Consider the following 25,621-nt stretch of genomic DNA (forward strand, 5'->3'; position numbering starts at 1 on the left):
AGTATCGCCGCTGATCCACACCCAATTACCAATAACCTCATAAATCACACCCGACAAACCAGAAAGAATATTTAATACATTTTCCAGTTCTTCACCGTAATTATAACGGGCGCTTTCATCAGCAGATTGGTACTGGTTGACCTTTTCAAAGTTAGCCATGAGAAAATCAAAAGCCGCGTTAACCGCTTTCATCAACTCACCGCCTAATGGATTTTTATCAGGGTGGTATTTTATCGCCAAACGCTTATATGTTTTTTTGATATCTTTTTCTGTCAACTCACCAGATAGACCGAATACATTTAACGCTTCTTGAATATTCATTTTTAACTCCTGCCCGTTTGGGCGTTATGGTTTTTATTTACTGCCTTATTGCCACACCAACAATATACTACTTATTTAAGTAGTAATCAATTTTTATCATCCACAAAAAAGGGTCGAAGCACTTTAATCTCAATACAAATATTTTATCTGCTTTAGCAGATGAAAGGCGCGAAATAAAGGTAAGGGAATAAGCAGTATTGAATCGCGCCGAGGCGTGAGCGCTAGCGAACTACAGAACCCACAGAGAGAGGAAAATCCCCCTCCCCCGCCCTGCTAAGCCTAAACGAACTCACAGACAACACTAATATTTAATTAACGGCCCATAGCCCCGGTGAGTGGTCACAGTGGCGCTTGCGGCGCTGTGAGCATGATTTCCGGGGTCTTGTGTGAGTGAGCATAGCGAACACACCTAGAGGCAGTTACGATTAATTTCAAAAAAACGGCCTTATTTAACATATAACCTGTTAAGCGCCCCAACTGATCAGCACTCGCTCCGAAATACACCCCAGTCATTTAAAAGCACGTCTTTTCCCAGGCAAAAGCTCCTTTTTTTATGTTGCTAATTTGTTAAATAAACCAAGTTTTCAGTTTGGCCATCATTTCATGGCAAACGCCTCATTTTCACAGCTTTCTGCTTTAAGCACCGCTCTGGTTAAAAAGCATACTTAGCGTACGTTTTCGTACGGTTGGGCTTTAGACCTCGCTTTAGAGTGACATTGTAACGTAAAGTTGATGAATTACCATGTGTTTACACTGTAAATACATAAAAGTAAATACATGGTATTGACAACTGAAATACGCAATATAGAATACGATGTAAATACACTATAAATACACAAATGTATTTACACTGTTCATACATAGTATTTCTCACATAGGAGTTTGAAAGATGGGTATTTCTGCGGTATTCGGTTCGGATAAGGGTGGGGTAGGAAAGACCACTACGGTAGTAAATACAGCCTCTATGCTTGTTAACAAAGGTGTCTCTGTCGGCATTCTGAAATCAGATAAAAACCCTGACATACTGAATTGGAAAATAAAGCGCAATGCAAATGGTTTACCCCTGATCCCGGTTTACGAAGCATATGGCGATATAAGCAAAGAGATAAAAAGACTATCTGCATTGCACCAGGTTTTACTTGTCGATTGTGCTGGCCATGATAGCCAGGAGTTCCGCAGTGCGATTACAGTCGCGGATATTCTAATCACACTTGTAAAACCGTCATCACGCTTCGAACGTGACACCCTAACAGATGTCACACAGAAAGTACGGAAGGCACAATCAGCAAATCCTAAATTGCAGCCTTGGGTACTTTTCACAAGGATTGAAACAAACAAATCTAGCAAAGTAAGAGATGCTATAGAACTAGATAAATTACTTCGCTCTGATCAGGTATGGATTCAGCCGTTGAGAACGCGCATTTCTGCACTGGATATTTTTGAAAGTGCCTGTAATGAAGGTGCAGGCGTTCATGACGTAGCTCGCGGAAACAGTGTGGGAAAAGCAAAAGGCCAGATTGAACTTTTTGCGCAAGAGGTCGGATTACTCTAGAAATACAATGTATGTACGAAATTGACAATACAGTGTATTTACTATAATGTACATACACTGTATTTAATGTGTATTTCTTAGGTGATTATATGTCTATGATTTTAAACAAACCAAAAGTTGACATTCAACCGACTGATGCTCCAACTTCTCACGAAATTGCTCGCTTTATTATTGACGGTGATAAACGCCCGACAAAAGGAAGGGCAGTTTCCCGAACATACCGTCTTAATCAAGTTTTCATTGATGTTATGGAAGCTGACGCACAGCGAACAGGCTACGGTAATACTGATATCTTAAAGGCGGCCTTAGCCGCCTGGAACAAAATGGACGATAACACTAAAAATCATTGGTTATTAGAATCCGTAAAAATGTAAATACACTGTATTTAACATGCATTTACACTATAACTCACAATTTCTTTATATCTCCTTCGATAACACTGATCTGGTGCATAAATTCTTTATGTGCCAGATCAGTGTTGGCCAAGCAAAGCGCGGCAGAGGTTTGAGGGCTAATGGGGCGAAAACCTACGCTAAGGCGATATCCGCTTGCGCAAGGGCATCAAATTTTCTGAATCCCTCTTTCTGCTGACCTTTAAATCTAACTGACTGTTTTACAAAACATCAAAAAAATGGCCACCAGGGAAATTTCGCGTTGGCCAGCTGCGACCGGTGTGATCAGTTATTCAAGGATGTTGAACAAACTCACTGGCATGTAGTTTTTCCCTCAAACCCGATGCCTATTCAAAATTATCAAATCATAGCTTGGCTTCCAATGGGTCGACACGGGGCAGGCTCCCCCCTTCCTGCTAGACATGTTTTTTAGCTGATTTTTAACAATGAAGTAGGTTAGGGCGAAAAGTGCCTTTTCGCTGTGGTACATCCAGTTAGTACCATGCCTCCGGCTAAAGCCGGAGGTGCTACCTAATGGGAGCGTAGCGACCATACCGAACCGGCGCGGCCTTTGGCCGCTGCAAGGGCGGTCATTATCAGGCTGTCCACAGGACAGACTACGAATAGGTTTTCTTTTTAAAAGGAAGATCTTTTAGTTCTTTAAAAGACTACTCGCATCTATTGGTGTAAACGATTTGTGTTTAATGAACAAAATCCCTTGCACTTAAATGTGGATAACAGAGTTTTGATAAGTGCCAGTCGATGAAAATCGTGATCGGGAATGGTAATAGTGCATCATCGGTGGATTTTTCGATGTAGCCGATTCTCGCAGCCAGCTAATTGCGGTCACTTATTACACAATGACGAACCGGGGACATGCGAAAACCTCCGGGAGTACCGGAAGAGATAGAAAGTGCGGATTAGGTGGCTATTCGGGTGTGATGCCCCCTCGCGAGGATCATCCTTCTGTTTACCCTTCGCGAGACTTCGGCCATTACTGCGTCTTTATCAGCAGGGAACCGACGCTCTGCAATTTCTCTGGTCAGTTCACGTTTTACTAGCGTCACGATATCACTGCGCTGGCGTTCTGCGTCACGTCGCGCTCTGGCTCGTTCGTGTCCGTGCTGCTTACGCTTCATATGGTAGTCATAGAATCGATCACGACGTGACTTCATGGCCGCTAACATCAACTCGTCTACCGGGAGTTTAGAAAGCCCCTGTCTGGCTCTCTGTTTGTTCTTCCAGGACACACGAGACTTACGCGCTGCATCAACGGCCTGAGGGGAAATATCAATCGCATCGAAGAATGCCGGTGTTAGGGAAATATCCGTAGGGAAATGGCACCCAAGAGCACCACAATACTCCGTTTCATAGGTGACAAGACCAAGTAGGGCAAGGAATTGCAGCGCTCGCGTAGCACGGGTGATCGACAAATTCCCAGATGCTGACTCAGTGGCTAGGGAGCACTCGATGGCCATCGTGGTGATCGTCGCGTTTACGTGGTTCTCCAGTGGGTCATAATGGAAGCAGATCGCCTGTAATAATGCCTCTAATGCCTGCTTGCGGCATGGCGGCGGCATACGGCGACGCTTACCAGATGAGCGGGCAAATGAGACGAACATAGCGAAAGCGAAACGCGCTGTGAAACCATCTACGGCTTGCATCAACTTAAGGTTAAAAGGCAACGTCCGTTTATCTTCTGAAACCGAAAACTTCGGATGAGGATTCTTTGGCCGACAGGAATGTTGTGGAGCGAGAGTTATATTCTCAGACACACCCGCCGACACTTATGGCGGTGTAAAATGGTTGTGTTAGGTTACGCATTTGCTATAATCCTTTCCAGGCACCGCAGCCTGCTTTTGGCCCCCTGAATATCTGACTCTTCCGCCAAGTTGATGACAGATTTCAGGGGGTTTTTGCATTCAGAGGTTATAGCTTTCGCCTGTAACCTCATATCTGGGCGCTATTACTGGGAACGCCCCGCCCGCACAAATTCGTGTAAACGCATGTAAACTATCACGTCATGACTAAACGATCAATTCCCTCAGCGAAAGATCCATAAAGGATCGATTCTAATTTAATCAATCAATTCATGAAGATATTGAATCTAACATAGCTATTACTGTAAATATAAACAGCAAATGTCAGTCCAAAGTGAACGTATTCCTTTGTTAATTCGCTGGAAATTCCGCTTCCTCGCTTTGACAGACTACGGCAGCGCTAGCTTTGCCTCCGCTAGTCAAAGACTGTGGCAAGCGGAGGGGGTTATGATGATTTACGTTTTTCCTGATATTCTTAGATGGTGCCAGCACAAGTAATCGCTCTAAGGACTTCTGAGCACGTTTCTTGCCGAAGTAATGATCCAAAAGGGATTATGTATTTTGGTGATGTTTTGATTTCATGACAAGGATATTGAAAAATGGCAGAAATCAATAGTATACAAATGCATCGTATTGAAATGGGTATACTCGAACAATGCGATCTTAACAGCTTTGCTATCCTCGAAGCCCTGAAACTCGGAGGAATAGATTATGCAAACGCTTCATCCGAACAAATTATCATCGCTGATGAACGCTTGTTAGAAAAAAATGCACTAACTGAATTGGTTGATTTTTGTCGTAGCTATTATGACCGTGATATTGGCTTTCAGTCTAAAATGGACGATGGATTTCATACATATTTTACATGTACAATTCCCGCAAAGAAATTAATCCCATTCTTACAGATATACCCATCACTCAGAGAGTTTCATAATAAATTAATCAACTCCGCTGTCGATGTGATTGAAGTAAGTTTTCCTGAAAAAACAAAGCGATTAAAATTAGATGAATTTATATACAATAAAGACTCTACAGCATTCGTTTTTATTGAAAAATATAACGATAAAGGAGGGCCGATATTTTTAGTCTACTGCTTATCAAAGTACGGAAATAATATCACAAAACTCTCCTATGTTCTTGAAAGACTTTATGATTGTACTATTGAGAATGTTGCTAAAACCAATGCAGTCACAATGTTAATTAAAAGAATTAAAAAAGATGCAATGGATAACTTTGGAAATAACTACATTAATGAACTAACACAACCTTTTGATGAACAATACGACCTATAACTAAATCAGTTAATAGCACCTGTAATGGTGCTATTATCCTACGTAGAAGACATATTGAATATATTTATATAAGACATCTTTTACTGACAAAAAAATTATCATTTCTTAAGCATTTTTTTTGCATCATCGTGATGCAAAAATGTAAAATTCCAACTCATTGATTTAGATCGGTAAATTTAAATTGATAATCATTTGTTTGAATAGTGTTTTAATCCATTGCCAAAGCCTAGCGTGATCGATTGATCTACTTGATTTTATTAAGGTAGTTACATCATCTATTAAATAGATTTAAGTTAGATAATTTTACTATTGGACGGGAAAAAGACCATATTCTGAATCTAAAAATTCTGCTTTCCTTAGCTGCAAGTTTTGATAGTATAGAAACGTGTTAGTATAGATTTACATATCAATCTGAATGAATTCATCTCTTCCACATGGATCGAGAATGGCGTCAGCGTGGTTTTATACCATGATAAGAACGCTGAGGATGGGGGCGAATTTTTGACTTACGATGAAGGTCTAAAACCTGAAACGCAAAGTCATCATCAATGATATAGAAGTAGCATTCCGGGACTTGCAGCACACGTGCAAACATACAGGTGAGTTCAAAATTAGGGCGGTTTACACCGTGCTCATACTTTGAAATCCGCGCTCGCGCGGACACTTCATCTAACCCACATAGAACGCCGAGTTGTTCTTGTGATAAGGAGGCATCTAAGCGTGCTGACTTCAGTCTCTTCGGAACCATCTTCGCAACCAAAATAAAAAAAATTGAATCGATGGCACACGTTTAGCACTACTTAAGAGTTAAAATGTTGCCTTTATCGCAACACCAGGGAACTGACACTTTTACAACTGTATTACATATCATAGAGTTACACTTGCGTGTACAAAAAACCAGCAATGATATGCAATTTATGGAGCACCCACCTGGATTATTCAGGGGCCAACGTGGGTAAAAGGAGGCAGTATGAGAGGTTGGTTTCTTCTGTATTACAGTCCAAAAGCTTATCAGCGCGTACTTGCTGGATTGGAACGGCTTGCGGTAGAGCATTACACCCCTTTATTAACAGTAGTAACTAAGCGAGCTGATAGTAAAACCTGTGTACGTATAAATCAGCGCCCATTGTTCCCAGCATACTTATTTGTATCTATAGATCTGGAAGTCATTAATATGACAAAGATCACTCAAATCATCGGAGTGAACGAATTTGTCAAAATTGGTGGTAAAATCCGACCAGTTCCTGAGGATGTTATTTCAGCACTCCAATGCTTACAGTTAGAAAAAGTTGGTAGCTCTGAAGGATGTGCAGAACTCAAGGGTGTGTCAGATGAGCTTTTCCATAAGATGGAAGAAATCAATGAGAAAAGAGAACCCTCAGAAAGAATGACTGCCTTGATTAATTTTCTCAATGATTATCTACCTTCTCCAATAAATATCTAAAATTCATTCTAACGTTAACTAGAAAATTACCGCTAATCATAGCGGTAATTTATCTACATTCATATTAAGGAAGATTTATGTCAAAGAGTGATTTACCACAGAACATCAGAACTCGCTCAACCTCAGCAGGGGTTGTTTATATTGGGGCAGACCGCAGAAAGGTTGTAGAGCGTCTGGCTATTGATGTTGGCTTTTATGGTGGAAGGCAAGTTACTACCGCGCATTTTTTTCAATACCTTATTGATGTGTATGGTGAACAGGCCAAAGACAACATGATTAGAAGTATTCGGGATCAGGGGGAAAAGAACCAGTAATAATTTATATGAAGGAAGAAATAAAATGCTTTCAACATCAGCCTTTCTGGTTCTGGCGTTGCAGTGTGCTGCATCTGTTCACCCCGATACAGCTCAAGACATTGCAAGAACTGAATCAGGATTTAACCCTTATGCCATTGCCGAAATAATCCCAAAAGCAGAACGAACACCTGGTGACAGCGGTGTCATTACTCATTTACCAAAATCAAAAGGAGAAGCTCTCACGATTGTAAATAATATTAAAAAGAAGAATAGGCGTTACTCTGTTGGATTAATGCAAATTACCAGCACAAATTTTAACAAATTTGGTATGGATGCTGAAAAATTATTTTCCCCCTGCAATAACCTTTCTGTTTTTGAAAAAATAATTACTGACTGTTATCTACGCGGCACAACGTTGATAAGAGCGCTCAGTTGTTATTACTCTGGGAATTTCAATACTGGTAAAGTACCGGAAAAATCATTTGGTAATACAAGTTATGTGCAGAGGATAGGCTATGTTGTACCTTCAACAAAAGAGGATAGAGAACCAAACCAATCTGAACCAGAAAAAAATATCGTGTCAACCTTATACCCTCATGAGGTTGTTCGCGGTGATGTTATAGATAGTAATAAACAAGAAACCGAAACAATTAAATACCCTGCGCATATTGTGCGTGGTAATTTTGTTAACTAAAATTAAGGAAACTAAAAAATGAGCATCAAATCTAAATTTGTAGCAATCAAAAATAAAGTTCAAGAGTCTATTATTTCCATGTCCGTTATGGCATCCCCTGCAATCGCAGCAAGTGGTGGCTTTGATAAAGCCAATGACTCACTCAACGCATGGGTTTTAGGTCTGGGAACTTTAGCCGTAGCTACAGTAACGCTGTGTGTAATGTGGATTGGCTATAAAGTATTGTGGGATGGGAAGAAACTTTCTGAAATGCAGAACGTCATTATTGGTGGCATTCTTATTACCGGTGCAGCAGGCTTTGGTGCATATTACATGTCTTAACATTGGACTACATCATGGCCATTCTGAACAAAGCATTAACACGACCAGCAGCATTGCTAGGGATACCTCTAGTACCCCTAGTTATTGCGTGCGGGACAATTGCACTAATTACTGTTTATCTCAGAAACTATTGGTTGCTCTTACTACTTATTCCTACTCTTATTGAAATGAGAAGTAAGGCCAGAAAAGATATTCAATTTTTCAACCTTAAGGTTCTTGAGTTTAAAACAAGAGGCCGCAAAGCCTCTAATAAATTCTATGGTGCAAATGTAATTTCTTCAAATAAATACGAACCCATAGATGTTACGGAGTTTAATAAAAAGATGAGATTAAACGAAAGCATAGACATCTCTAAATATATTCCTTATTCATCACATGTTAGTGAACACATAGTTAAAAATAAAAAAGGAGACTTTGTTGCGACGTGGGAGCTTGGTGGAATCATTTTTGAATGTGAGGATGAGCATCATCTTACATTTCAGACGGTGAAGCTAAACAATATGGTCAGAGCTTTTGAAGGGCTTCCAGTGACTTTTTATTTGCACAAAATACGGGAGAGCTACACTGACTCTTTCGAGTGTAATTCAGGCATTCCCTTTTCTGATGAAGTTGCACGCCTTTACTACAATACGATCAAAGATAAGCCATTTCGCCATAGCCGAATATTTTTAACAGCGTGTTTTATCCCTCTCTCACGGCTTGAGAGATCAGCGTTAAAACAAAAGTCTGATGGAGCCAGAAAACAGGCGGGTGATGCTTCGCTAAGAGTAATGCTTGAGCATTGGGAACTATTAAATACCTCACTGGAGAGCTTTACAGCAACACCATTAGGGGCATATGAAGAAAACGGGCGAGTATACTCATCTCAATTATCCTTCTATAACCGCCTGCTCACAGGAAAATGGCAAAAAATCGCCGTTACACGCTCACCGTTTTATGATGTACTCGGTGCGTCAGACCTGTTTTTTTCAACGGATACCGGCCAGTGCAACGGGATTGATGAACAGATATTTTTCCGTAGTCTGGAAATCAAGGATCACGCACCTGAAACCTATACAGGTCTGTTTGATGCGTTGTTGTATGCCGAATGTGATTATGTCCTTACCCAATCTTTCACTTGCATGGCTAAGGACGAGGCTAAAAGCTATATCAAGCTGACGCAGAACAGACTTCAATCGGCTGATGATGATGCCATATCGCAACAAGAAGACCTTATGGTTGCTCGTGACTTACTCCAGTCTGGCCACATCTCTTTTGGTAAGTATCACTTTTCTTTGATTGTTTCCTCCCCAAGCGAAGAAAGAGTTATCAGGGATACCAATGCACTGGCCGAACCCTTGAAAGACCTGGGAATTCTGGTCACATTATCAACAATGTCGCTTCCTGCGGCTTATCTGGCACAACTTCCAGGGATTTATCATTTACGTCCTCGCCTTGTACCTATAAGCAGCCAGAATTTTGCTGATATGGCTTCACTGCATAATTTCCACTCTCATAAACGCGAAGGGAATCCGTGGGGAGAAGCGATTGTGGTAATGAAAACGCCATCTGGTAACGGCTACTATTTAAATCTCCATAATAGTCAAGCTGGCGTTGATGAATTCAACGAAAAGAACCCTGGTAATTCAATGGTGATCGGTAGTACAGGTACAGGTAAATCTACATTGTTAGCCGCAATGAAGCACTTAATGCAAAAATATCGTCGCCCGGCTTCGTTCACAGCTTCAGCAACACATAAACGCATGACAACGGTTTATTTTGATAAAGACCGCTCTGCTGAAATGTCCATACGTCAGATGGGAGGGCGCTATTTCCGCATCAGAACTGGTGAACCAACAGGGTGGAACCCGTTCGCTTTGCAACCGACAAAACGTAACATTAATTTCATCAAACAGCTTATCCGCTTAATTTGTACAAGAGATGGTAAACCGCTCGATCCTCGCGATGAGGAACGTATCAGTGCAGGGGTAAATACTATCATGCTGGATTACCCCCCAGAGTACCGACGCTACGGTATAACTCGCCTTCTCGAAGTGCTACCGGAGCCACCAACCAAGGAAGCTCGTACAAATGGGTTACGTATACGTCTAAAACAATGGGCGCAAGGCGGTGAGTTTGGCTGGGTATTCGATAACGAGGCTGACACATTCAATATTGCCGAAGACGACAATTTCGGTATTGATGGCACTGAGTTTTTGGATGATAAAGACGTTAGAGCACCCATTACATTTTATCTGCTCTATCGTGTTACCAGTTTGCTGGACGGAAGACGGCTCGTTTTATTCATGGATGAGTTCTGGAAATGGCTTGCTGATAAAGAGTTTGCTAATTTTGCACTTAACATGCTTAAAGTCATTCGCAAACTTAACGGGATATTTGTACCAGCAACGCAGTCACCGGATGAAATGGTTAAAAATGAAATTTCAGCCGCAATTATAGAACAATGCGGAACTCAAATATTTATGGCTAATCCTAAAGCATCACGCGAAGACTATGTTGATAAGCTCAAAGTGCCAGAGAGTGTTTTTGATATTGTTAAAAACCTTGATCCCGGTTCTCGTCAGATGGTCATACTTAAAACGCCTCTGCGTCGTGGTGAAACGAGATCTTTTGTTTCCTTGGCTAAAATGGACTTATCTGGACTAGGCCGCTATACAAAAATACTAAGCGGCAGTGAGGATAACTTGAAAATATTTGACTCCATATATAAGGAAGGTATGAAACCAGAAGAGTGGAAAGATAAGTTTTTAGAAAAAGCAATATAATAAATCAATATCTAAACAAACCCAATAAATCATAATGGTATGAAAAATGAAAATTAAAAAAACCTTGGCTATTTGTGTGGCTTCTACAATTCTATTTTCCTCCAATGTAATAAGTGCCGGTATCCCTGTAATTGATGCTGTTGCAAATACCAATAGTATAAATCAGTGGATTGAAAAAGTAGCTCAGTGGGAAAAAACCGTTTTGCATTACAAAGATGAAATGAATGCTTATAAGGATCAACTGGCAACAGCTACCGGAATCCGTGATGTCCAGGCATTCATGAGCCAGGCAAAAAATCTCACTCATGATATTAAGAATCTGCAACAGCGAGGCATTTCTCTTAATGACCTAATGACTAATCCTGGTGGTTCTTTTACCTCTGAACTCAATGGTCTTTATAGCAAATACAAAGTATTTGATAGCTGTAACACCAGTGCTACCGGAACCTACCTTAATAGCTGTAAGCAAATGGTGTTAAATCAGGCCGTCGCAGTCGAAGAAACATCTGATGTACAGAACAAGATAGCAGATGTTCTCAGTGATGTTTCGGAACTATCTGGTCGCGTAGAACGCTCTCAAGATGCTAAAGAATCACAAGACTTGGCTAACGTAGTTGCTGCAAAAAGTGTTCAGCTTAATGCCCTGACATCACAATGGGAGATGTCAGTTAAGCAGGCTGAATTACGTGCTAACATGCTAGCGACACAAAGGCAGAAAGCCTTTGCCGAACAGCAACTGAATGCACCAGTAGCTGATCTTAACAACCTATAAGGACGCATACGATGCATAAAAAAGTTAAATTAATAATGATTTTTCCCATGTTAACTTTACTTGCTGCATGTAAAGAAGAGAAATCTGAAGCATGGTATAAACAGCACCCAGATGAAACCTATGAGGTATATTCACAATGTTTGAAAGATGGAGAATCAAGTGATAATTGTGAGTTCTCCCATAGGGCAGCATTAATGTTCTCTAAAACAGGCAACCCAGGCATTAAAGAGAAATTCGAAAATCTTTTCGCTAAAAAAGAAGAGATGAGAAGAAAGGTAACAACTCAATAAAGAGGTATTTATGTCAGGTGGTGTATTTGTCGGAATGAATAACACCATCATGGGCGGTATTAATGCCGTATTAGAGGGTCAAACCTCTATATACGGCTCCATGATTAGTGTTATTGCCATGAGTTCATTCACGGCGTTTATAATGTTCCGGGGTTATCAAACTTTAGCGGGTAAACTTCACCGACCTTTAGAAGATGTAGCCTGGGATTTCGGACGTCTACTATTGATTTTGATGTTTGTCTTAAATCTTGGTGGCTGGCTTGATTTAACAGTCTCAGCTATTGATGGTTTAAAAAATGGAGTTAGTGGGAGTGATAACGTATGGACTTTACTAGATACTGTATGGGATAAGGCCCAAACACTAGGCCAAACTCTATATGATAAAGATGACTCAACATATGTGAAATTTAATGGAGGACTAGCGGAGGGATTAGTATGGGGTGGTGCAATATTCGTACTTATTGTTTCAGCCATAGTTAACATCCTAGCTGAAATAACTATATTATTAATGTGTACCACTGCACCTATATTTATCTTTTGTTTATCCTATGGCTTTTTAAAGCCAATGTTTAATAACTGGTTGCAAACTATATTTTCAGCGATACTTACCATTATGTTCTCAGCTTTATTTGTGAGAATAGCAATTAATTATATTAATAAAATATTGGATATTGCAGTTACAACCTCCAATGAAAGTAACATGGTAACTCTTGCAGCTCAGTGTTTACTGGCCGGGGTTGGTGCCGGTGTCATTGTCTGGTTCTCTGCTAAAATAGCTCAAGCTTTAAGTGGTGTTGCTGTTCAGGGAGTCATGCAAGGCGTTGCAAAGGCCGGGGGTAGTTCTATAGGTAGTAAGTTCTTAAACACAATTAGAGGCGGGGCGGGTGCTATTGGGGACAAGGCAGCGGGTAACCTTAAAGGTTCTTCCAGCCCTCAAGTCCCTCAAATAAACCCTCAGGCTGGGTGGGAACGTCGAGCAGCATCAATTAGCACGATCCAGCGTATGAATCAGCAACGCCGCTAAAAAATCACTCCAATCATTTAAATAATCACCCGCATATCCACGTATCCCTGATCTATACGGGGATTTACTTTGTATTAAGGAAAAATCAATGATACGCATCATCATAATTCTGATGCTGTGCGTGCTTACGGGCTGCGCACAAAAAAACAGCCTCCCGAAAATTTCCGGGAAATCAGAGCCAGTTAATTCACCGTTAATCATTCAGGAGCTGACCTCTAATGTCTGAATTGGCAAAATCTCTCAACGCCTCACGTCAATTTGAAACAATCATGCTCGAAAAGTCAGAGCGTATTACAAAATTAGCCTGGTTTCTCGCTGCATTTTTCGGCTTCTTAACTGTGATGGCTATAGCGGCAATTATTATTATATTGCCACTTAAACAAACCGAAATGGAGCTATATACAATCGACAGACAAACAGGGAGGGTGGAGTATGTCACCAGGGTTAAAGAGCGTGATATTTCATCACAAGAGGCTTTAGCTAAAGCGTTTACAGCGAACTATGTCACTCTCCGCGAAGGATATAATTACTTTGCTTTGCAGAATGATTATGACACCACACAGTTATTTAATAGTGACAATGTAAATCGTGATTATTTGTCTTGGTTTAATAGCCAGTCTGCACCTGACGTAATTTATGAAAAAGCGGCTTATGTAGTTAAGGTTGAAATTATTTCTAATGTTCACGCAAAGGCAACAGATCCTGACAATTTGGCCATGTTGCGTATTAAGCGAACGATACGCCGCATTGCAAACGGTTCTGAAAAGACGGATTACTGGAACATCCGCATGACGTACCGTTATTTACCCCAAATTGAACTTACATCTGCACAGCGCGAAGCTAATCCGCTTGGTTTTATCGTTACCAGCTATCAGCGCGATAAAGAATTAAGGATGGAATAATGAATATGAAACTCCTTACTATGATTCTGTTACTGGCGTCATGTTCAACCTGGGGAGCAGCACTCCCCAGAGGTAGCTCTTACGATAGCCACATGCAAAACGTGTCCTATAACAGCCAGAACACAACGATCATAAATACCCGTGCCGGTTTCGTTTCAACACTCATTTTTGACGATGATGAACAAGTAATCGATGCACAGGCTGGTTTTGAGAAAGGCTGGACGGTAACACCAGCCTCTAACAGAGTAAATATCCGTCCCTCACCCATCACTCAGCCCGTCACTGACGCAGACGGTAAAACAACGAAGCAAGTTTTTTTACCTACATCAAAAGACTGGAAAACAAACCTGTTTGTGACCACCTCGAAGCGGTATTACAGCATGGTACTAAACGTGATCGATGATGGAAGCCCGGATCAAGGGATTGCCTTTGTCGTTCGGTATCAGTACCCCGCCGATGTGCGTAAACAATCCGAATCGGCGCGACTGGCCAGAGAGGCCGAGTTACAGGAAAAACAGGATAAAGCACGTATCGATGTGGCTTTCATGAAAGCCACAGCTCCCCGCAATTGGGACTATACAAAACGTGTGGCCACCGGCTCAGAAATGATTGCACCCGACTTCGCGTATGACGATGGGCGTTTTACTTACCTCGGTTTTTCACCACAAAAAACCATCCCTTCACCGCTAGTTATCGTGAACGGCAAAGAACAAGTCATTACACCATCGTTCATTAAGCAGGGTAATTACAAAGTGATGATCGTGCGCTCATTATCACCGCGTTTTGTTCTTCGCTATGGCGATGCTGTGGTTGGAATAGAAAACTCTGGTTTTGGAAAAGTAAAAATCTCGAACGGTGACACTGTTTCGCCGTCTGTCAATTTGGAGACAAAACAATGACAGATAAAGAAGACTTGAAAACCCCCGCCGAACTGGAAGCTGAAGCACGTGAACGGGCCCGTGCAGAAATGGCCAAAGGTACGCCGGATGAGAAGCAAGAACCCGGACAGCCAATTGTTGTTAAGCATAATAAGCCTAAAGGCAAACGCACACTGATTGTCGGCATTATGAGCCTGGTACTGTTAATCGGCCTAGCCACTGGCGGTGACTATGTAATGACGAAGCTAAAAGGCAATAAAGAAGCTCCCCCGGATACTGAAAAACAGGTAAGCGCAACCCCTAAAATGGGCAGGGAACGGCACGACATGGGGCAAGATACAAACCCCTTGGGTGCCATTATGCAAGAATCATCACCTGGTAATGAAACGAGCGCAAGTGAGACACCGCCAGCTCCACCGCCACCAGTTGTATTTAGTAAGGCCAATGCCTTGGCTGAATCTGGCAGTACAGATAATACAGGCCAGCGCAGTAACACTACCAATCAGGCAGGGGGAACAACACGACAGCAAGAAACTAGTGAACCCGTAAACACATCACAGGATTTATCCAACGTACAATGTAAAAAAATACTGGTAAAAGGTGCTGATGGAAAGTTGCATTGCCCGGACAACAACAGTATATCCGGTGAGGAAGGTAAAGAATCTGATGGTGTGGCCAGAATCACCGGCGTTAAACGTATTAACCTTGATCCAAACCTCTACATCCCTGTAGATCGTTATATTCCTTGTTCGTTAATGCGCCGGTTTGTTTCAGACGTTGCCGGTAAAATTACTTGTATGATTAGCGAGGATGTCTATAGCGCCAACAATTTTGTTCGGCTTATTCCAGCCGGAACAATAGCGCGAGGCGTCTACCGTGATGGCTCGTTGAAACATGGCCAGGGCAGGATGTTTATCGCATGGACAGAACTTAGAACCCCTGATGCTATCCAGATCCCTCTTGTCGATTCACAAGTTGTTGGCCAACTCGGTGAAGCCGGTATTGATGGCTGGATTGATACACATTTTTGGTCAAGATTTGGTAACGCTATGATGCTCAGTATGGTGCAGGATGTAGCCTCAGTCGCCGCTAACACTGCACCTAGTACCGATAGAAACACGGACTATACGGAAAATACCCGTGCGGCGGCTGCTGAAATGGCAAAAACAGTTCTGGAAAACAGTATTAATATCCCGCCTACCATGTACCGAAATCAAGGTGATATTATCGGTATAATGACATCGACAGATATTGATTTTTCCAGCGTATACAAACTAAACATGAGATAATTTTCTATGAAGCAAGAAGAAAACCTATCTCTTGAATATATGCGAAATAGTATATTTGGAGATTATCTTGCAATTGATGGGTTAACAGAAATAGCCATTAATCGCCCTGGTGAACTTCATACTAAAATCAGGGGGAAGTGGGATATGCACGATTCACCTGTAACTCTGGCTCAGTGCCAAGCTTTTGCTAAAGCTCTGGCCGTCTGGAACGATGATAACATTGATGACACCAGCCCTATTCTGTCTGCCACATTAGCCTCGGGGGAGCGCTGTCAGGTTATTATCCCTTCGGCCTGTGAGCGTAACACTGTTTCAATCACCGTGCGTAAACCTGACTTTTATCAACGAACGCACCAATCATATATAGATAGCGGTTTTTATAGCCGGGTAACTGGTGAGGAAAAAAAACAAAATAAAGATGAGGAACTCATACAAATCTATAAAAGTGGTAACATACCGCACTTTATGGAAAAGATAGTTGAATATGGTAAATCTGTATTTATTGTTGGTGAAACTGGCTCAGGTAAAACAACATATATGAAAATGTTGTTGCGTTATATACCAACTTATCTACGTTTGATTACTATTGAAGATAACCCCGAGGTTAAGTTCTATCATCATAAGAATTACGTCCATCTTTATTACCCGGCGGATGCCGGTGAAGGTGCGATTGTTACCCCTACGCGACTTATTCGTTCCTGCTATCGCATGAACCCAGACCGTATTCTGCTAGCTGAAGTACGTGGCGGTGAAGCCTGGGATTGTCTCAAGATTATCGGCTCTGGTCACGAAGGGCTTGTGACCTCGCTTCATGCTGGAAATCCCAAAGACTGTATTACCGGCATCATTGATCGATGCTATGAAAACGCCGCCTGTAAGGGAATGCCTTATGACGTACTGTTACGTAAGGTACTCAATTGCGTTGACGTAATAGTTAGTGTCGATATTCACGGCGATATTCGTCGTATGGGCGATGTTTACTTTAAACCCCTACACATTGCAGAAATTAAGGAGAGTTTTGGTTATGCCTCAATGTAGATTTCTTTGTGTGGCCACATTGATGGCCCTACTGTCCGGTTGCTCATCTCCGCCAGAACCCGTGCAACCTGAATGGAACAAGGCACCGGCACAGATGAATACCAGTTTACCCCATTGGGAGGAAAATGGTGCTGTGGTTCCAGCAGCAGCCGTAACAGGTCATTGGTCGCAACATATAACTAATTTCAATCCCGAAGAAGTCTATCCTCCAAGTACCTGGTTTGCTGTTACTCATTCGCCCAACATAGTTGTGAGTACCACCAGTGGCGCGCAATATTTTACTGCAAAATCCTGGTTGAGAAATCACGGTTCTAACGCGCTGATTTCGTTTTCTCCCAAAGAAAGCGTTTGTCTTACCTGTTCAAGTACAGATATTTATTTTTATCGTTAAATACCCTTCACACCAAAAACACCAAACTTAATTTTCCATGGTTATTTAAAACAAAGGATTACCAATGAAAATAAAATACATTATATTTGCAATAGTATGTTTCTCTTTTGTCCCTGCAATTAGCTTTGCTGAATCTGAGGATGAATGTGCAATATGGCTTTGTTTGCCAAGTGGATTCCCTGAAGGATGTGATGGAGCTAAAAGCGCTTTTCTTAGCCGTATAAAAAAAGGCAAATCTCCCTTGCCAGACTTTGCAGCTTGCGCGGTGGGAAGTAGTAGCTCTGGTACAGCAAATTATGGTAAAGGTGCCTGGCTTCCCGAACGACGTGTTTGTGTACGACAATCAGGCGGTAATAATAGCCAGTGTTTAAAGTACGAAACATTACCTGCTGGATTTGTGAAAGGACAAATATGCAGTAGAGATAGTGATAGGAGCATATCACCACCAGGGTGTAGAAGCCAAAACTACATAGATATTACTATTGATGGTGAGCCTATTGGGGATACATATTATTGGTAATTTATAAAGGTGCATTATAAACAATGCACCTTTTATTCTACTAAATTAATGAGGTAATAATGTCTAAAGGGGAAATGGTTTTTTTTCTTGGTGATAAGAAAAAAATATGGAGTTATGCCGTTCGTGTTGTTCGTTCTATCCCGACCAAACTTGAAGAACAACTTGTAACAGAGGTTTTTGGGGAAACACTTGAGCAATTACAGCAGAGATTCCCCGATATAGTGTTAATCCCTGAATTGGAAGCTATTGCGTTGATGACGTCAAAAAACAGTAGTATCAAGTAACGAGGTTATTTCAATGACCTTCAAATCCGGTTTTATCACCCCACCGTGGCCACACACACATGGCGATTCAGTTAGCGCTGAAAGCCTTATTCAGCGCATCGAGAAAGAAGCACACCACGGATGTGGTTTGCATTACGAAATCTATGGATATCGTGTACTTAGTGAGCTAACAAACCTGCTGGCCAGCCTCAATACAGGTGATGCCGAGACATTCCAACAGGCAGCGGCCAAACGTGGTTTTCACCTGGATGATAAAGCCCTAGAGGAAAGTCGCCAGTGCTACCACGAAACGCTGGCTGAAATTCGCCAAAATCAGGAGTAGTGAGTTATGAGACTCTTTATTGCAGAAAAACCCTCAGTGGCAACAGACATAGTTAAAGCACTCAGCGGCAATTTCACCAGGCACGATGGTTACTTTGAATCATCTACCGATATTGTGAGTTATTGCGTTGGCCACGTCCTTGAAATGGTGCCACCTGAGCAGATTAACCCGGCTTACAAGGCTTGGACTCTCGATACCTTGCCGTTAAAGCTGTACCCCGTACAGCTTCAACCAAAGGAGAGTGTGGCCAAACAGGCGGCTACGTTAATATCACTTATAAAACGCCCGGACATCAAAATGATTGTGCATTGCGGCGATCCTGATGATGAAGGTCAGTTACTGGTTGATGAATTGCTCGAATATGCCGGAAACACAGCTCCTGTAAAACGCGCCCTGATTAATGACAACACCGCTCCAGCGGTGAAAAAGGCGATCAATTCACTGAAAGACAATAGTCAGTTTCGGGGGCTTTATCTTAAAGCCTTGATGCGCAGCGCCGGTGATGCTATTTACGGCTTTAGCATGAGCCGCGCCTACTCCATTAAGGCGCAGGAAAAAGGCTATAAAAATGTCCTTTCCGTAGGTCGAGTCCAAACGCCGGTGCTCGGTTTAATCGTGCGCCGGTGGCGTGAAAACCAGTCTCATGAATCAAGTTTTTACTACACCCTTATGGGAAACTTCCTCAATGATACTGACGTAATCCGCGCTAACTGGAAGGTGCCAGAGAATGCACCAGTTGACGAGAAAAACCGGCTCAACAATAAAAAGTGGGGAGAAAGCCTGGCTAAATCACTGGCCGGGAAACCGGCCACGATTAAGGCCGCTGCGGTTGATGATAAGGAAACCGCTGCCCCGCTGCCGTTTAATCTGGTTCGCCTACAACAGTATATGAACCAAAAAAACAAACTGACGGCACAGCAAACCCTGGACATTACACAGTCGTTACGTGAAAAACATAAGGCGATCACGTACAACCGCTCCGATTGTTCCTATCTATCCGATGAACAATACGGTGAAGCGCCTCAACTTATCGAGGCGCTAAAATCCTTAAACGATTTTAGTTCACTCGATACCGACGCCAGCAGGAAAAGCAAAGCTTTTAACAGCAGCCAGGTAACGGCGCATACCGCGATTATCCCAACAAACCGAGTACCTGATTTATCAGCCTTGAGTGCCAACGAAAAAGCGGTCTATCTGGCCGTTGCATCATTTTATATTGCGCAATTCATGCCGAAAAAAACCTTTAAAGAGGCCAGCGTAGTAATTGAATGCGGCGGGGAAACGTTCTCAGTACGTGCCCGTAAAACTATCGCAGTCGGCTTTACATCATTGCTGAACGACAGTGAAAGCGACGATGAACAAGCCGATGAGTCTGGTGATTTCGACTTGCTCAGTCATTTACGGACAGGGGGAACACTTACCTGCCGTGATGTAGATATGTCTGAGAAAAAAACAAAGCCAGCACCATTATTCACTGAGGCCACATTGCTGGCCGCACTGGTTCGCGTGGCCGATTTTGTGAGTGATCCCCGCATTAAACAATTGCTGAAAGAAAAGGATAAAGACAAAAAAGACGAACACGGCGGGATTGGAACTCCGGCAACCCGTGCAGGGATTATCGAAACGTTGAAAAAACGCAACTATATCAGCGTAGAGAAAGGGAAATTTATTCCTACCGATGCAGGTATTTCTTTAATTGACGCACTTCCAGACGTTGCCACACAGCCGGATATGACGGCTGTGTGGGCCGAAAAGCAAGCTGCGATTGAAAGCGGTCAAATGACTATTGATAAGTTTATCGATGGTCTTTATGCCGAAATCACTCGCATGGTTGAAAGTGCCAGCATAAACATATCTGCTACCGAGCAGATTGCACCTAAAACCCAATTATCACGACTTACAGTGAAATGCCCATCATGTGACTCTGAGCTTGTTATGACGCCGAAAGCCTGTAGTTGCACAGGCTGTAACTTTAAAATATGGATTGAGTATCGAGGTAAAAATTTGACTCAAAAACAAATTGAGACAATTATTTTAAAAGGGAAAAGCGGGGAGATAAAAGGTTTTAAAAGCAAGAAAAATGATAGTGTTTATTCAATGTTTATTATCCTAAAAAACAAATCAACGGGTGAATTGGGTTTTGAGTACCCGCCGAGATAAGACAAAAACCATCGCCTAAATATATGCCAAGAGAGCTAAAGCTATGAACAATATTCAAGAGGAATTAACTTCAGATCGTGCTTTAAAAAAATTCCTTAAAGAAAGTGATTACTCATTTTTAAAGATGCTCAGTGATCGCATTTTATCCGCATTAGCGGATAAAAAAGTAGAGCATGACGAACATGAAAAACAACGTATTGAGCGTGAAAACAAACGTATTGAGTTAATGTCACTTATTGAGGCAGAAGGTTTTTCGCTATCCGATTTAATCGTGAATGAAGTGCCTAAAAAAGCATCAGCAAAGCGAAAGGCCAAGTATACTTATACTGACGAAGGAGTTAATAAATATTGGTCTGGCGTAGGAAGAACCCCGCGTCCCATTCAGGATGAACTGAATGCAGGAAAATCGCTTGAAGAGTTTCTTATCGAAAAAAGAGAGGGGTAAAATGGATAGAGTCATATTTAGGTCAGCAACGGTCACACAAGCCCATAATCAACTTAAATCCATTTCCACCCCAAGAATAACAAAAGCCATTATTGATAATTTCAAATTTAAAGTTGAATTCAATAGCAAGTTAAAAACAAGCTACGCGGTGAAATTCAATCCATAAGATTGCTAATTTCATCGCACTGAAAACACTTTATCTTAAAATGATAACAACACTCACAGGTACGCCTTTTGGGCTTTTAATTCCATGCCCCGCATGGGATTAAAAGTGGAGTGAGGCGAGTAAATTCAATTTCGAAGAAATTGCTAATTTGCGTCGCCAAACCCACCTGAGAGCGTTCCCCCAAAGGGAACCGAACAGGCCGGGGGAGCCGAATAAATTTTGCCGCCCCAGCGAGCAAAAAGCTATCGCCCACGATAGCGGTTTATTTGGGGGGCTTGCCCCGCACACCGTCGAGGCTAAGGGGGCTTTATCCCCGTGGCGCGACCACCCCCTTTAAAGCCTAGTTTCCCTTTAATTCGCTTTGTGAGGAACGAACAAAGAGAAGAAAAGGGTCAAAACAGGCGTCTTAAAGGGGGTGGTCGCGCGTAGCGCAAGACGGTGTGCCGCCTTTGACCTTTGGGGGTTTTGGCGGCGCGTCCAGCGCCGACATTACCCCCTTGTGACATGGAATAAGGGCGTCCAGCCTGCATGAAATGGCACATGCCGTTAGAACCGGGAAGTATACCTTCCGGTTCATGGACGCATCGCGGCCACCTTCTTTAGCCTCATACATTCGCCCCATCTTATCGCCCAACACTGTGGGGCGATAAGATGGGGCGATATTATGGGGCGATAACAGCAAGCGGAGATACTGCAATGTTTAATAATTTAGCCGTCATGCTATCACCGATAGTAAACGGTGCTCTTTCATTTTTTGGTTTTATGCAGCAACATCAATTAATACTAGCGTTATTATCTGGTTTGACTCTTCCACTTTTTGCAACGCTTAAAAGTGATGAGCATGAAAAAGCACCTGCATGGAAAAAAATAGTTATTTGTTTTTCCATGTTGTGCTTTTTATTTGGCACCCTGGCACCCATTGCGACATGGGTTTTACAAACCCTTTATAAAGGTCGCGGTGAAGTTGATGTGCCAATCCTAAAATGGTCTTTCCTGTTGATACTAACCGTTGCCGGTTTTGTTTTTCATGTTGCTATGCGTCGACTACTAGCACCAGAAATGGATAAGGCAAAGCGCAATATGGTGAAGAAAACTAGTATGGAAAGAGATGCAAGAACAGACGTTAGAAAGGTAAAAGATCTTTTGCCTAAAACGGCTGAATATGATCCGATGGATTATATCGACCTGAGCAAAGGTATTTTCATTGGATTGAGCAAAGACGGCTTTCCACAATACATCCCATTAAAAGAATGGCAAACTCAACACGCTGACATTATTGGTACAACTGGCGCGGGTAAAGGTGTCGCATCTGGTATTTTGCTTTATCAAAGTATTCTAGCAGACGAAGGGGTTTTCGTCCTCGATCCTAAAAATGATGAATGGGCTCCACACTTGTACAAAAAAGCTTGTATGGATGCAGGAAAACCATTCGTACTAATCGACTTAAATAAAAGTAACTATCAATTAAACCTTATTCACGGCATTACACCAGATCATCTTGAAGAGTTATTTGTTGCAGGTTTTAGCCTAGCAGAAAAAGGCGAGGCTGCCGATTTCTACCGTATCGATGACCGTAAGGCAGCGCGATTAGCATCGCAGTTCGTGGCCAAAAATCAGAATGCAACTATTCGCGATGTTTATAACAGCGAATATGTTCAAAGCATTGGAGAAACGATTAAAGCCTTTCACGGAAAGACTGAAGAGTTGGCCCTTTTGAACTGCATCAATGCTCCTGGTGGTTTTTCTCTGAAACAGATTTTTGATGAAGGTGGCTGCTGCTACATTATAGGTTCAATGCGTAATTCTAAAATCATCACCGCACAGCGTATGATTTTAGTTCGACTTTTTCAGCTTGCTGAATTACGTGATCGTGTTGCAGGTGCTCCCCGCCCGATAGCTATTTTTAAGGATGAAGTTAAATATCACCTTTCAAAACCGGCGCTAGAAGGTTTAGGGGCTGCACGCGACAAAGGCGTTCACATTATAATGGCACATCAATCTATTGCCGATTTAAGGGATTGCCCGGCAGATTTAAACGGTGACGCTGTTGTAGGCGCGGTGGTAGAAAACTGCAAATTTAAGTTGGTTTATAAGCTTCAAGATCCTGATACCGCTGAATGGGTGGCCAGAATGTCTGGCACTATTTTAGTTGACGATGAAAGCCGAAAAGTTACAACAACCTCGGTACTAACCGAAAAAATTGATAATGAGCGAACCATACGACAAGCTGAAAGCTATTACATTGACAGTAATATGCTACAAAATTTACCCAAGTTTGTTAGCTATATTTTTAGTGCTAATGCTCTGGCATTCCCTTCGTTAATTTCACCATTAAAAGTGAAAAAACAACCTTTAGAAATTTTCACGCTTCCCCCTGCCCTTGCGAATGCCGCACCGCAAGTAAAACAAGCACTCGATTTTGACGAAGAAGAAACCACAAACGTGGATATTGTCATTCCTGGGTTAACGAAAATATCAGATGTTCTACCGGTACTCGATCTACATGAACAGTCTTCGATACCAGAACAAACCGAAGCGCCAAGATTAGAAGAAAAAAAGCAGCAAGTAGAAGAGAAAAAACTTTCTCTACTCGATTTTTAAGGAGGATGAATGCTGTTAGTAACTCACGGCGAACGCCGGGAACGCAATCACGAAAAAATTCGTATCCTGCTTGATTTTTTAAAAGAGGAAACGTATAGCGATTTTCAAACCTTAATGCTGCTGTTCGATTTTAAAGATCACAAGTCACTTTATACCTTGCTGACAAAAGTCACAAAAATGGGCTTAATTCAAAAACATGTGATTGAATCCCGAGCGGTAAAACTGTCTCTATGGGGAATAACAAACGATGGATTGGCTGTTGTTTTAAGCCCGGACGATAAAACATTTCCTTCACGCTTCGAGCCTTCCAGGATCACCGGTTGGACGCTGGAGCATCACCTTGATAACCAACTCACTAGACTGACACTTGAGAAGAAAGGTGCTGCTGGGTGGATTAATGGAGATCGTTCAACATTCCTTAATCAATATCAGACGAAACACCGCCCGGATGGGTTAATCACTCTGCCTGATGGCAAAATTATTGCTGTTGAAACTGAGCGCCGCCTGAAAACAAAAGCGCGTTATCAGTCAATTATGGCCAGCCACCTGATGGCACGTACTAATAAACACTGGTTTTATGTGCTTTATGTTGTACCTGATGACCAGAAAAAGCGCGCCCTAGCGCTGATTTTTGACAACATCAAACATGTAATTGTGGACAATCAACATGTGACGCTTGAAGAAAAGCACCGCAATGTTTTTCGCATTTATACATTGGAAGATCTAAAACACTTGGAGTTAAACAACTATGCGTAAATCAATATTCTTTGTGTTGGCCATCATAATGGCTGTACCTTTGCTGGCCACAGCAACACCGACTGTTTCTGTAGGCTTTTCGCCCTCGACTGGCCAGAGTGCTTTACAGATCGTTTTAAGTACCATCGAGGACGCAAAGCATAGCGTTGATGTGGCGGCTTACAGTTTCACCAGTAAGCCAGTTGCGGCCGCGCTCGTTGCCGCCAAAAATCGCGGTGTGTCTGTCCGGGTCGTAGCCGATAATAAGGCCAATAACGATAAATACACCGCCGTTACGTTCCTGGCTAATCAAGGCGTACCAGTACGCCTAAATGCTCAATACGCCATTATGCATAATAAATTCATGGTCGTTGACAGCAACACGGTGCAAACCGGATCATTCAACTACACCGCCAGCGCCGCGAATCGCAACGCAGAAAACGCGCTCCTGGTGCAAGATGTACCAACGCTGGCGGTAACGTACCAGAATGAATTTAAACGGCTCTGGGATGAATCTACGCCATTACAGAGCAATTATTGACTTCATCCCTTCTCCGGGCGGGGCCGGTATCGGGTAAATGTCTCCAGGGCGGCATAAACCCGAACGTGCCGGAAAGGGCTGAAGTGACAACGCTCCCCCACGGAAAATGCCCTTCAGCCCCTCCGACATCCCGCTAGCGTAGCACTGGCGCGGTCTTTCCCCTAGAGCATCCCGGCCTGTTTCGCCTGTTCAAAATCCCTGACCAACTACTCGCGCCGGCCGCTGCCGATCGCAGCTGGCCAACGCCTTCAGGCACGCACCAGGTAACATGGTGTTTTCATGTAAAACAGGGAGTTAGTTTTTTACGACACGTAAAAATCAGCATGAAAAAATTTGATGCTTTAGGGTAGGGTGGTTGGTTCGGGG

General features: G+C 42.4%; 27 protein-coding genes. 24 read left to right on the forward strand and 3 right to left on the reverse strand.

Annotated features, from left to right (window positions below):
* Positions 1-321 (reverse strand): J domain-containing protein (locus tag ACX9GT_RS25445; protein WP_473191691.1); only part of this gene is annotated, 321 nt, incomplete at its 3' end.
* A gap of 889 nt (positions 322-1,210) precedes the next feature.
* Here ACX9GT_RS25445 and ACX9GT_RS25450 point away from each other — a divergent pair.
* Both ACX9GT_RS25450 and ACX9GT_RS25455 read left to right on the forward strand, forming a co-directional pair.
* Positions 1,211-1,873, forward strand: a complete 663-nt coding sequence (locus tag ACX9GT_RS25450) for a nucleotide-binding protein (RefSeq protein ID WP_473191692.1) — start codon at positions 1,211-1,213, stop codon at positions 1,871-1,873.
* Between the two features lie 89 nt (positions 1,874-1,962).
* Positions 1,963-2,247 carry a stability/ partitioning determinant gene (locus tag ACX9GT_RS25455; protein WP_473191693.1) on the forward strand — a complete coding sequence of 95 codons (285 nt, stop codon included), beginning with the start codon at positions 1,963-1,965 and terminating at the stop codon, positions 2,245-2,247.
* A 938-nt stretch (positions 2,248-3,185) separates the two neighbouring features.
* Here the strand turns inward: ACX9GT_RS25455 and repA are convergent.
* Positions 3,186-4,028: a plasmid replication initiator RepA gene (gene repA, locus ACX9GT_RS25460; RefSeq protein WP_473191728.1), complete on the reverse strand. Its 843-nt coding sequence runs from the start codon at positions 4,026-4,028 to the stop codon at positions 3,186-3,188.
* Between the two features lie 656 nt (positions 4,029-4,684).
* Here repA and ACX9GT_RS25465 point away from each other — a divergent pair.
* Positions 4,685-5,377 (forward strand): hypothetical protein, encoded by a 693-nt coding sequence (locus ACX9GT_RS25465; RefSeq protein ID WP_473191694.1) that lies wholly within the window; start codon positions 4,685-4,687, stop codon positions 5,375-5,377.
* Positions 5,378-5,828: 451 nt separating this feature from the next.
* Here the strand turns inward: ACX9GT_RS25465 and ACX9GT_RS25470 are convergent, their stop codons facing one another.
* Positions 5,829-6,125 (reverse strand): helix-turn-helix domain-containing protein, encoded by a 297-nt coding sequence (locus ACX9GT_RS25470; RefSeq protein ID WP_473191695.1) that lies wholly within the window; start codon positions 6,123-6,125, stop codon positions 5,829-5,831.
* A 222-nt stretch (positions 6,126-6,347) separates the two neighbouring features.
* Between ACX9GT_RS25470 and ACX9GT_RS25475 the strand changes: the two genes are divergently transcribed.
* The 21 genes from ACX9GT_RS25475 (at position 6,348) to ACX9GT_RS25575 (ending at position 25,255) form a co-directional block, all read left to right on the forward strand.
* Entirely contained in the window at positions 6,348-6,821 is a 474-nt protein-coding gene (locus ACX9GT_RS25475) for a transcription termination/antitermination NusG family protein (RefSeq protein ID WP_473191696.1), read from the forward strand.
* Positions 6,822-6,898: 77 nt separating this feature from the next.
* A complete protein-coding gene (locus tag ACX9GT_RS25480; RefSeq protein WP_473191697.1) occupies positions 6,899-7,135 on the forward strand; it encodes a hypothetical protein in 237 nt (78 codons plus the stop codon).
* A gap of 25 nt (positions 7,136-7,160) precedes the next feature.
* Positions 7,161-7,811: a lytic transglycosylase domain-containing protein gene (locus ACX9GT_RS25485; protein ID WP_473191698.1), complete on the forward strand. Its 651-nt coding sequence runs from the start codon at positions 7,161-7,163 to the stop codon at positions 7,809-7,811.
* 78 nt (positions 7,812-7,889) lie between these two features.
* Positions 7,890-8,132, forward strand: coding sequence for a TrbC/VirB2 family protein (locus ACX9GT_RS25490; RefSeq protein WP_473191729.1), 243 nt, complete (start codon positions 7,890-7,892; stop codon positions 8,130-8,132).
* 14 nt (positions 8,133-8,146) lie between these two features.
* Entirely contained in the window at positions 8,147-10,897 is a 2,751-nt protein-coding gene (locus tag ACX9GT_RS25495; RefSeq protein ID WP_473191699.1) for a VirB4 family type IV secretion/conjugal transfer ATPase, read from the forward strand.
* Positions 10,898-10,943: 46 nt separating this feature from the next.
* Entirely contained in the window at positions 10,944-11,669 is a 726-nt protein-coding gene (locus tag ACX9GT_RS25500; protein ID WP_473191700.1) for a TrbJ/VirB5 family protein, read from the forward strand.
* 11 nt (positions 11,670-11,680) lie between these two features.
* The gene (locus ACX9GT_RS25505; RefSeq protein ID WP_473191701.1) at positions 11,681-11,959 is read left to right on the forward strand and encodes an EexN family lipoprotein; all 279 of its coding nucleotides are present in this window, start codon (positions 11,681-11,683) and stop codon (positions 11,957-11,959) included.
* A gap of 10 nt (positions 11,960-11,969) precedes the next feature.
* Complete coding sequence (locus tag ACX9GT_RS25510) at positions 11,970-12,983, forward strand: TrbL/VirB6 family protein (protein ID WP_473191702.1); 1,014 nt, start codon at positions 11,970-11,972, stop codon at positions 12,981-12,983.
* Positions 12,984-13,201: 218 nt separating this feature from the next.
* A complete protein-coding gene (locus ACX9GT_RS25515) occupies positions 13,202-13,885 on the forward strand; it encodes a VirB8 family type IV secretion system protein (RefSeq protein ID WP_473191703.1) in 684 nt (227 codons plus the stop codon).
* Positions 13,885-14,784 (forward strand): P-type conjugative transfer protein VirB9, encoded by a 900-nt coding sequence (gene virB9 / locus ACX9GT_RS25520; protein WP_473191704.1) that lies wholly within the window; start codon positions 13,885-13,887, stop codon positions 14,782-14,784. The genes ACX9GT_RS25515 and virB9 overlap by 1 nt, the downstream gene beginning before the upstream one ends.
* A complete protein-coding gene (gene virB10, locus ACX9GT_RS25525; protein WP_473191705.1) occupies positions 14,781-16,052 on the forward strand; it encodes a VirB10/TraB/TrbI family type IV secretion system protein in 1,272 nt (423 codons plus the stop codon). Before virB9 ends, virB10 begins: the two co-directional genes overlap by 4 nt.
* Before the next feature lie 6 nt (positions 16,053-16,058).
* Entirely contained in the window at positions 16,059-17,090 is a 1,032-nt protein-coding gene (gene virB11, locus ACX9GT_RS25530; protein ID WP_473191706.1) for a P-type DNA transfer ATPase VirB11, read from the forward strand.
* 22 nt (positions 17,091-17,112) lie between these two features.
* Positions 17,113-17,481 carry a cag pathogenicity island Cag12 family protein gene (locus ACX9GT_RS25535; protein ID WP_473191707.1) on the forward strand — a complete coding sequence of 123 codons (369 nt, stop codon included), beginning with the start codon at positions 17,113-17,115 and terminating at the stop codon, positions 17,479-17,481.
* 64 nt (positions 17,482-17,545) lie between these two features.
* Positions 17,546-18,001, forward strand: a complete 456-nt coding sequence (locus tag ACX9GT_RS25540) for a hypothetical protein (RefSeq protein ID WP_473191708.1) — start codon at positions 17,546-17,548, stop codon at positions 17,999-18,001.
* Between the two features lie 59 nt (positions 18,002-18,060).
* On the forward strand, positions 18,061-18,285 hold the full coding sequence (locus tag ACX9GT_RS25545; protein WP_473191709.1) for a hypothetical protein: 225 nt from the start codon (positions 18,061-18,063) through the stop codon (positions 18,283-18,285).
* A 13-nt stretch (positions 18,286-18,298) separates the two neighbouring features.
* Positions 18,299-18,607, forward strand: a complete 309-nt coding sequence (locus ACX9GT_RS25550; protein WP_473191710.1) for a hypothetical protein — start codon at positions 18,299-18,301, stop codon at positions 18,605-18,607.
* A gap of 6 nt (positions 18,608-18,613) precedes the next feature.
* Positions 18,614-20,767 carry a type IA DNA topoisomerase gene (locus ACX9GT_RS25555; RefSeq protein ID WP_473191711.1) on the forward strand — a complete coding sequence of 718 codons (2,154 nt, stop codon included), beginning with the start codon at positions 18,614-18,616 and terminating at the stop codon, positions 20,765-20,767.
* 43 nt (positions 20,768-20,810) lie between these two features.
* Positions 20,811-21,212, forward strand: a complete 402-nt coding sequence (locus tag ACX9GT_RS25560; protein ID WP_473191712.1) for an H-NS family nucleoid-associated regulatory protein — start codon at positions 20,811-20,813, stop codon at positions 21,210-21,212.
* Positions 21,213-22,074: 862 nt separating this feature from the next.
* Positions 22,075-23,979: a type IV secretory system conjugative DNA transfer family protein gene (locus ACX9GT_RS25565; protein WP_473191713.1), complete on the forward strand. Its 1,905-nt coding sequence runs from the start codon at positions 22,075-22,077 to the stop codon at positions 23,977-23,979.
* A gap of 9 nt (positions 23,980-23,988) precedes the next feature.
* Positions 23,989-24,735 (forward strand): MobC family replication-relaxation protein, encoded by a 747-nt coding sequence (mobC, locus tag ACX9GT_RS25570; RefSeq protein ID WP_473191714.1) that lies wholly within the window; start codon positions 23,989-23,991, stop codon positions 24,733-24,735.
* Complete coding sequence (locus ACX9GT_RS25575) at positions 24,728-25,255, forward strand: phospholipase D family nuclease (protein WP_473191715.1); 528 nt, start codon at positions 24,728-24,730, stop codon at positions 25,253-25,255. The genes mobC and ACX9GT_RS25575 overlap by 8 nt, the downstream gene beginning before the upstream one ends.
* The last annotated feature ends 366 nt before the right edge of the window (positions 25,256-25,621 follow it).

This window comes from Serratia sp. YWN4 (genome assembly GCF_055790845.1).

Excerpts from the sequence above, each read along its gene's own strand:
- ACX9GT_RS25450 (WP_473191692.1), top strand. The coding sequence starts at position 1,211 with ATGGGTATTTCTGCGGTATTCGGTTCGGATAAGGGTGGGGTAGGAAAG.
- ACX9GT_RS25455 (WP_473191693.1), top strand. The coding sequence starts at position 1,963 with ATGTCTATGATTTTAAACAAACCAAAAGTTGACATTCAACCGACTGAT.
- ACX9GT_RS25465 (WP_473191694.1), top strand. The coding sequence starts at position 4,685 with ATGGCAGAAATCAATAGTATACAAATGCATCGTATTGAAATGGGTATA.
- ACX9GT_RS25470 (WP_473191695.1), bottom strand. The coding sequence starts at position 6,125 with ATGGTTCCGAAGAGACTGAAGTCAGCACGCTTAGATGCCTCCTTATCA.
- ACX9GT_RS25475 (WP_473191696.1), top strand. The coding sequence starts at position 6,348 with ATGAGAGGTTGGTTTCTTCTGTATTACAGTCCAAAAGCTTATCAGCGC.
- ACX9GT_RS25480 (WP_473191697.1), top strand. The coding sequence starts at position 6,899 with ATGTCAAAGAGTGATTTACCACAGAACATCAGAACTCGCTCAACCTCA.
- ACX9GT_RS25485 (WP_473191698.1), top strand. The coding sequence starts at position 7,161 with ATGCTTTCAACATCAGCCTTTCTGGTTCTGGCGTTGCAGTGTGCTGCA.
- ACX9GT_RS25490 (WP_473191729.1), top strand. The coding sequence starts at position 7,890 with ATGTCCGTTATGGCATCCCCTGCAATCGCAGCAAGTGGTGGCTTTGAT.
- ACX9GT_RS25495 (WP_473191699.1), top strand. The coding sequence starts at position 8,147 with ATGGCCATTCTGAACAAAGCATTAACACGACCAGCAGCATTGCTAGGG.
- ACX9GT_RS25500 (WP_473191700.1), top strand. The coding sequence starts at position 10,944 with ATGAAAATTAAAAAAACCTTGGCTATTTGTGTGGCTTCTACAATTCTA.
- ACX9GT_RS25505 (WP_473191701.1), top strand. The coding sequence starts at position 11,681 with ATGCATAAAAAAGTTAAATTAATAATGATTTTTCCCATGTTAACTTTA.
- ACX9GT_RS25510 (WP_473191702.1), top strand. The coding sequence starts at position 11,970 with ATGTCAGGTGGTGTATTTGTCGGAATGAATAACACCATCATGGGCGGT.
- ACX9GT_RS25515 (WP_473191703.1), top strand. The coding sequence starts at position 13,202 with ATGTCTGAATTGGCAAAATCTCTCAACGCCTCACGTCAATTTGAAACA.
- virB9 (WP_473191704.1), top strand. The coding sequence starts at position 13,885 with ATGAATATGAAACTCCTTACTATGATTCTGTTACTGGCGTCATGTTCA.
- virB10 (WP_473191705.1), top strand. The coding sequence starts at position 14,781 with ATGACAGATAAAGAAGACTTGAAAACCCCCGCCGAACTGGAAGCTGAA.
- virB11 (WP_473191706.1), top strand. The coding sequence starts at position 16,059 with ATGAAGCAAGAAGAAAACCTATCTCTTGAATATATGCGAAATAGTATA.
- ACX9GT_RS25535 (WP_473191707.1), top strand. The coding sequence starts at position 17,113 with ATGGCCCTACTGTCCGGTTGCTCATCTCCGCCAGAACCCGTGCAACCT.
- ACX9GT_RS25540 (WP_473191708.1), top strand. The coding sequence starts at position 17,546 with ATGAAAATAAAATACATTATATTTGCAATAGTATGTTTCTCTTTTGTC.
- ACX9GT_RS25545 (WP_473191709.1), top strand. The coding sequence starts at position 18,061 with ATGTCTAAAGGGGAAATGGTTTTTTTTCTTGGTGATAAGAAAAAAATA.
- ACX9GT_RS25550 (WP_473191710.1), top strand. The coding sequence starts at position 18,299 with ATGACCTTCAAATCCGGTTTTATCACCCCACCGTGGCCACACACACAT.
- ACX9GT_RS25555 (WP_473191711.1), top strand. The coding sequence starts at position 18,614 with ATGAGACTCTTTATTGCAGAAAAACCCTCAGTGGCAACAGACATAGTT.
- ACX9GT_RS25560 (WP_473191712.1), top strand. The coding sequence starts at position 20,811 with ATGAACAATATTCAAGAGGAATTAACTTCAGATCGTGCTTTAAAAAAA.
- ACX9GT_RS25565 (WP_473191713.1), top strand. The coding sequence starts at position 22,075 with ATGTTTAATAATTTAGCCGTCATGCTATCACCGATAGTAAACGGTGCT.
- mobC (WP_473191714.1), top strand. The coding sequence starts at position 23,989 with ATGCTGTTAGTAACTCACGGCGAACGCCGGGAACGCAATCACGAAAAA.
- ACX9GT_RS25575 (WP_473191715.1), top strand. The coding sequence starts at position 24,728 with ATGCGTAAATCAATATTCTTTGTGTTGGCCATCATAATGGCTGTACCT.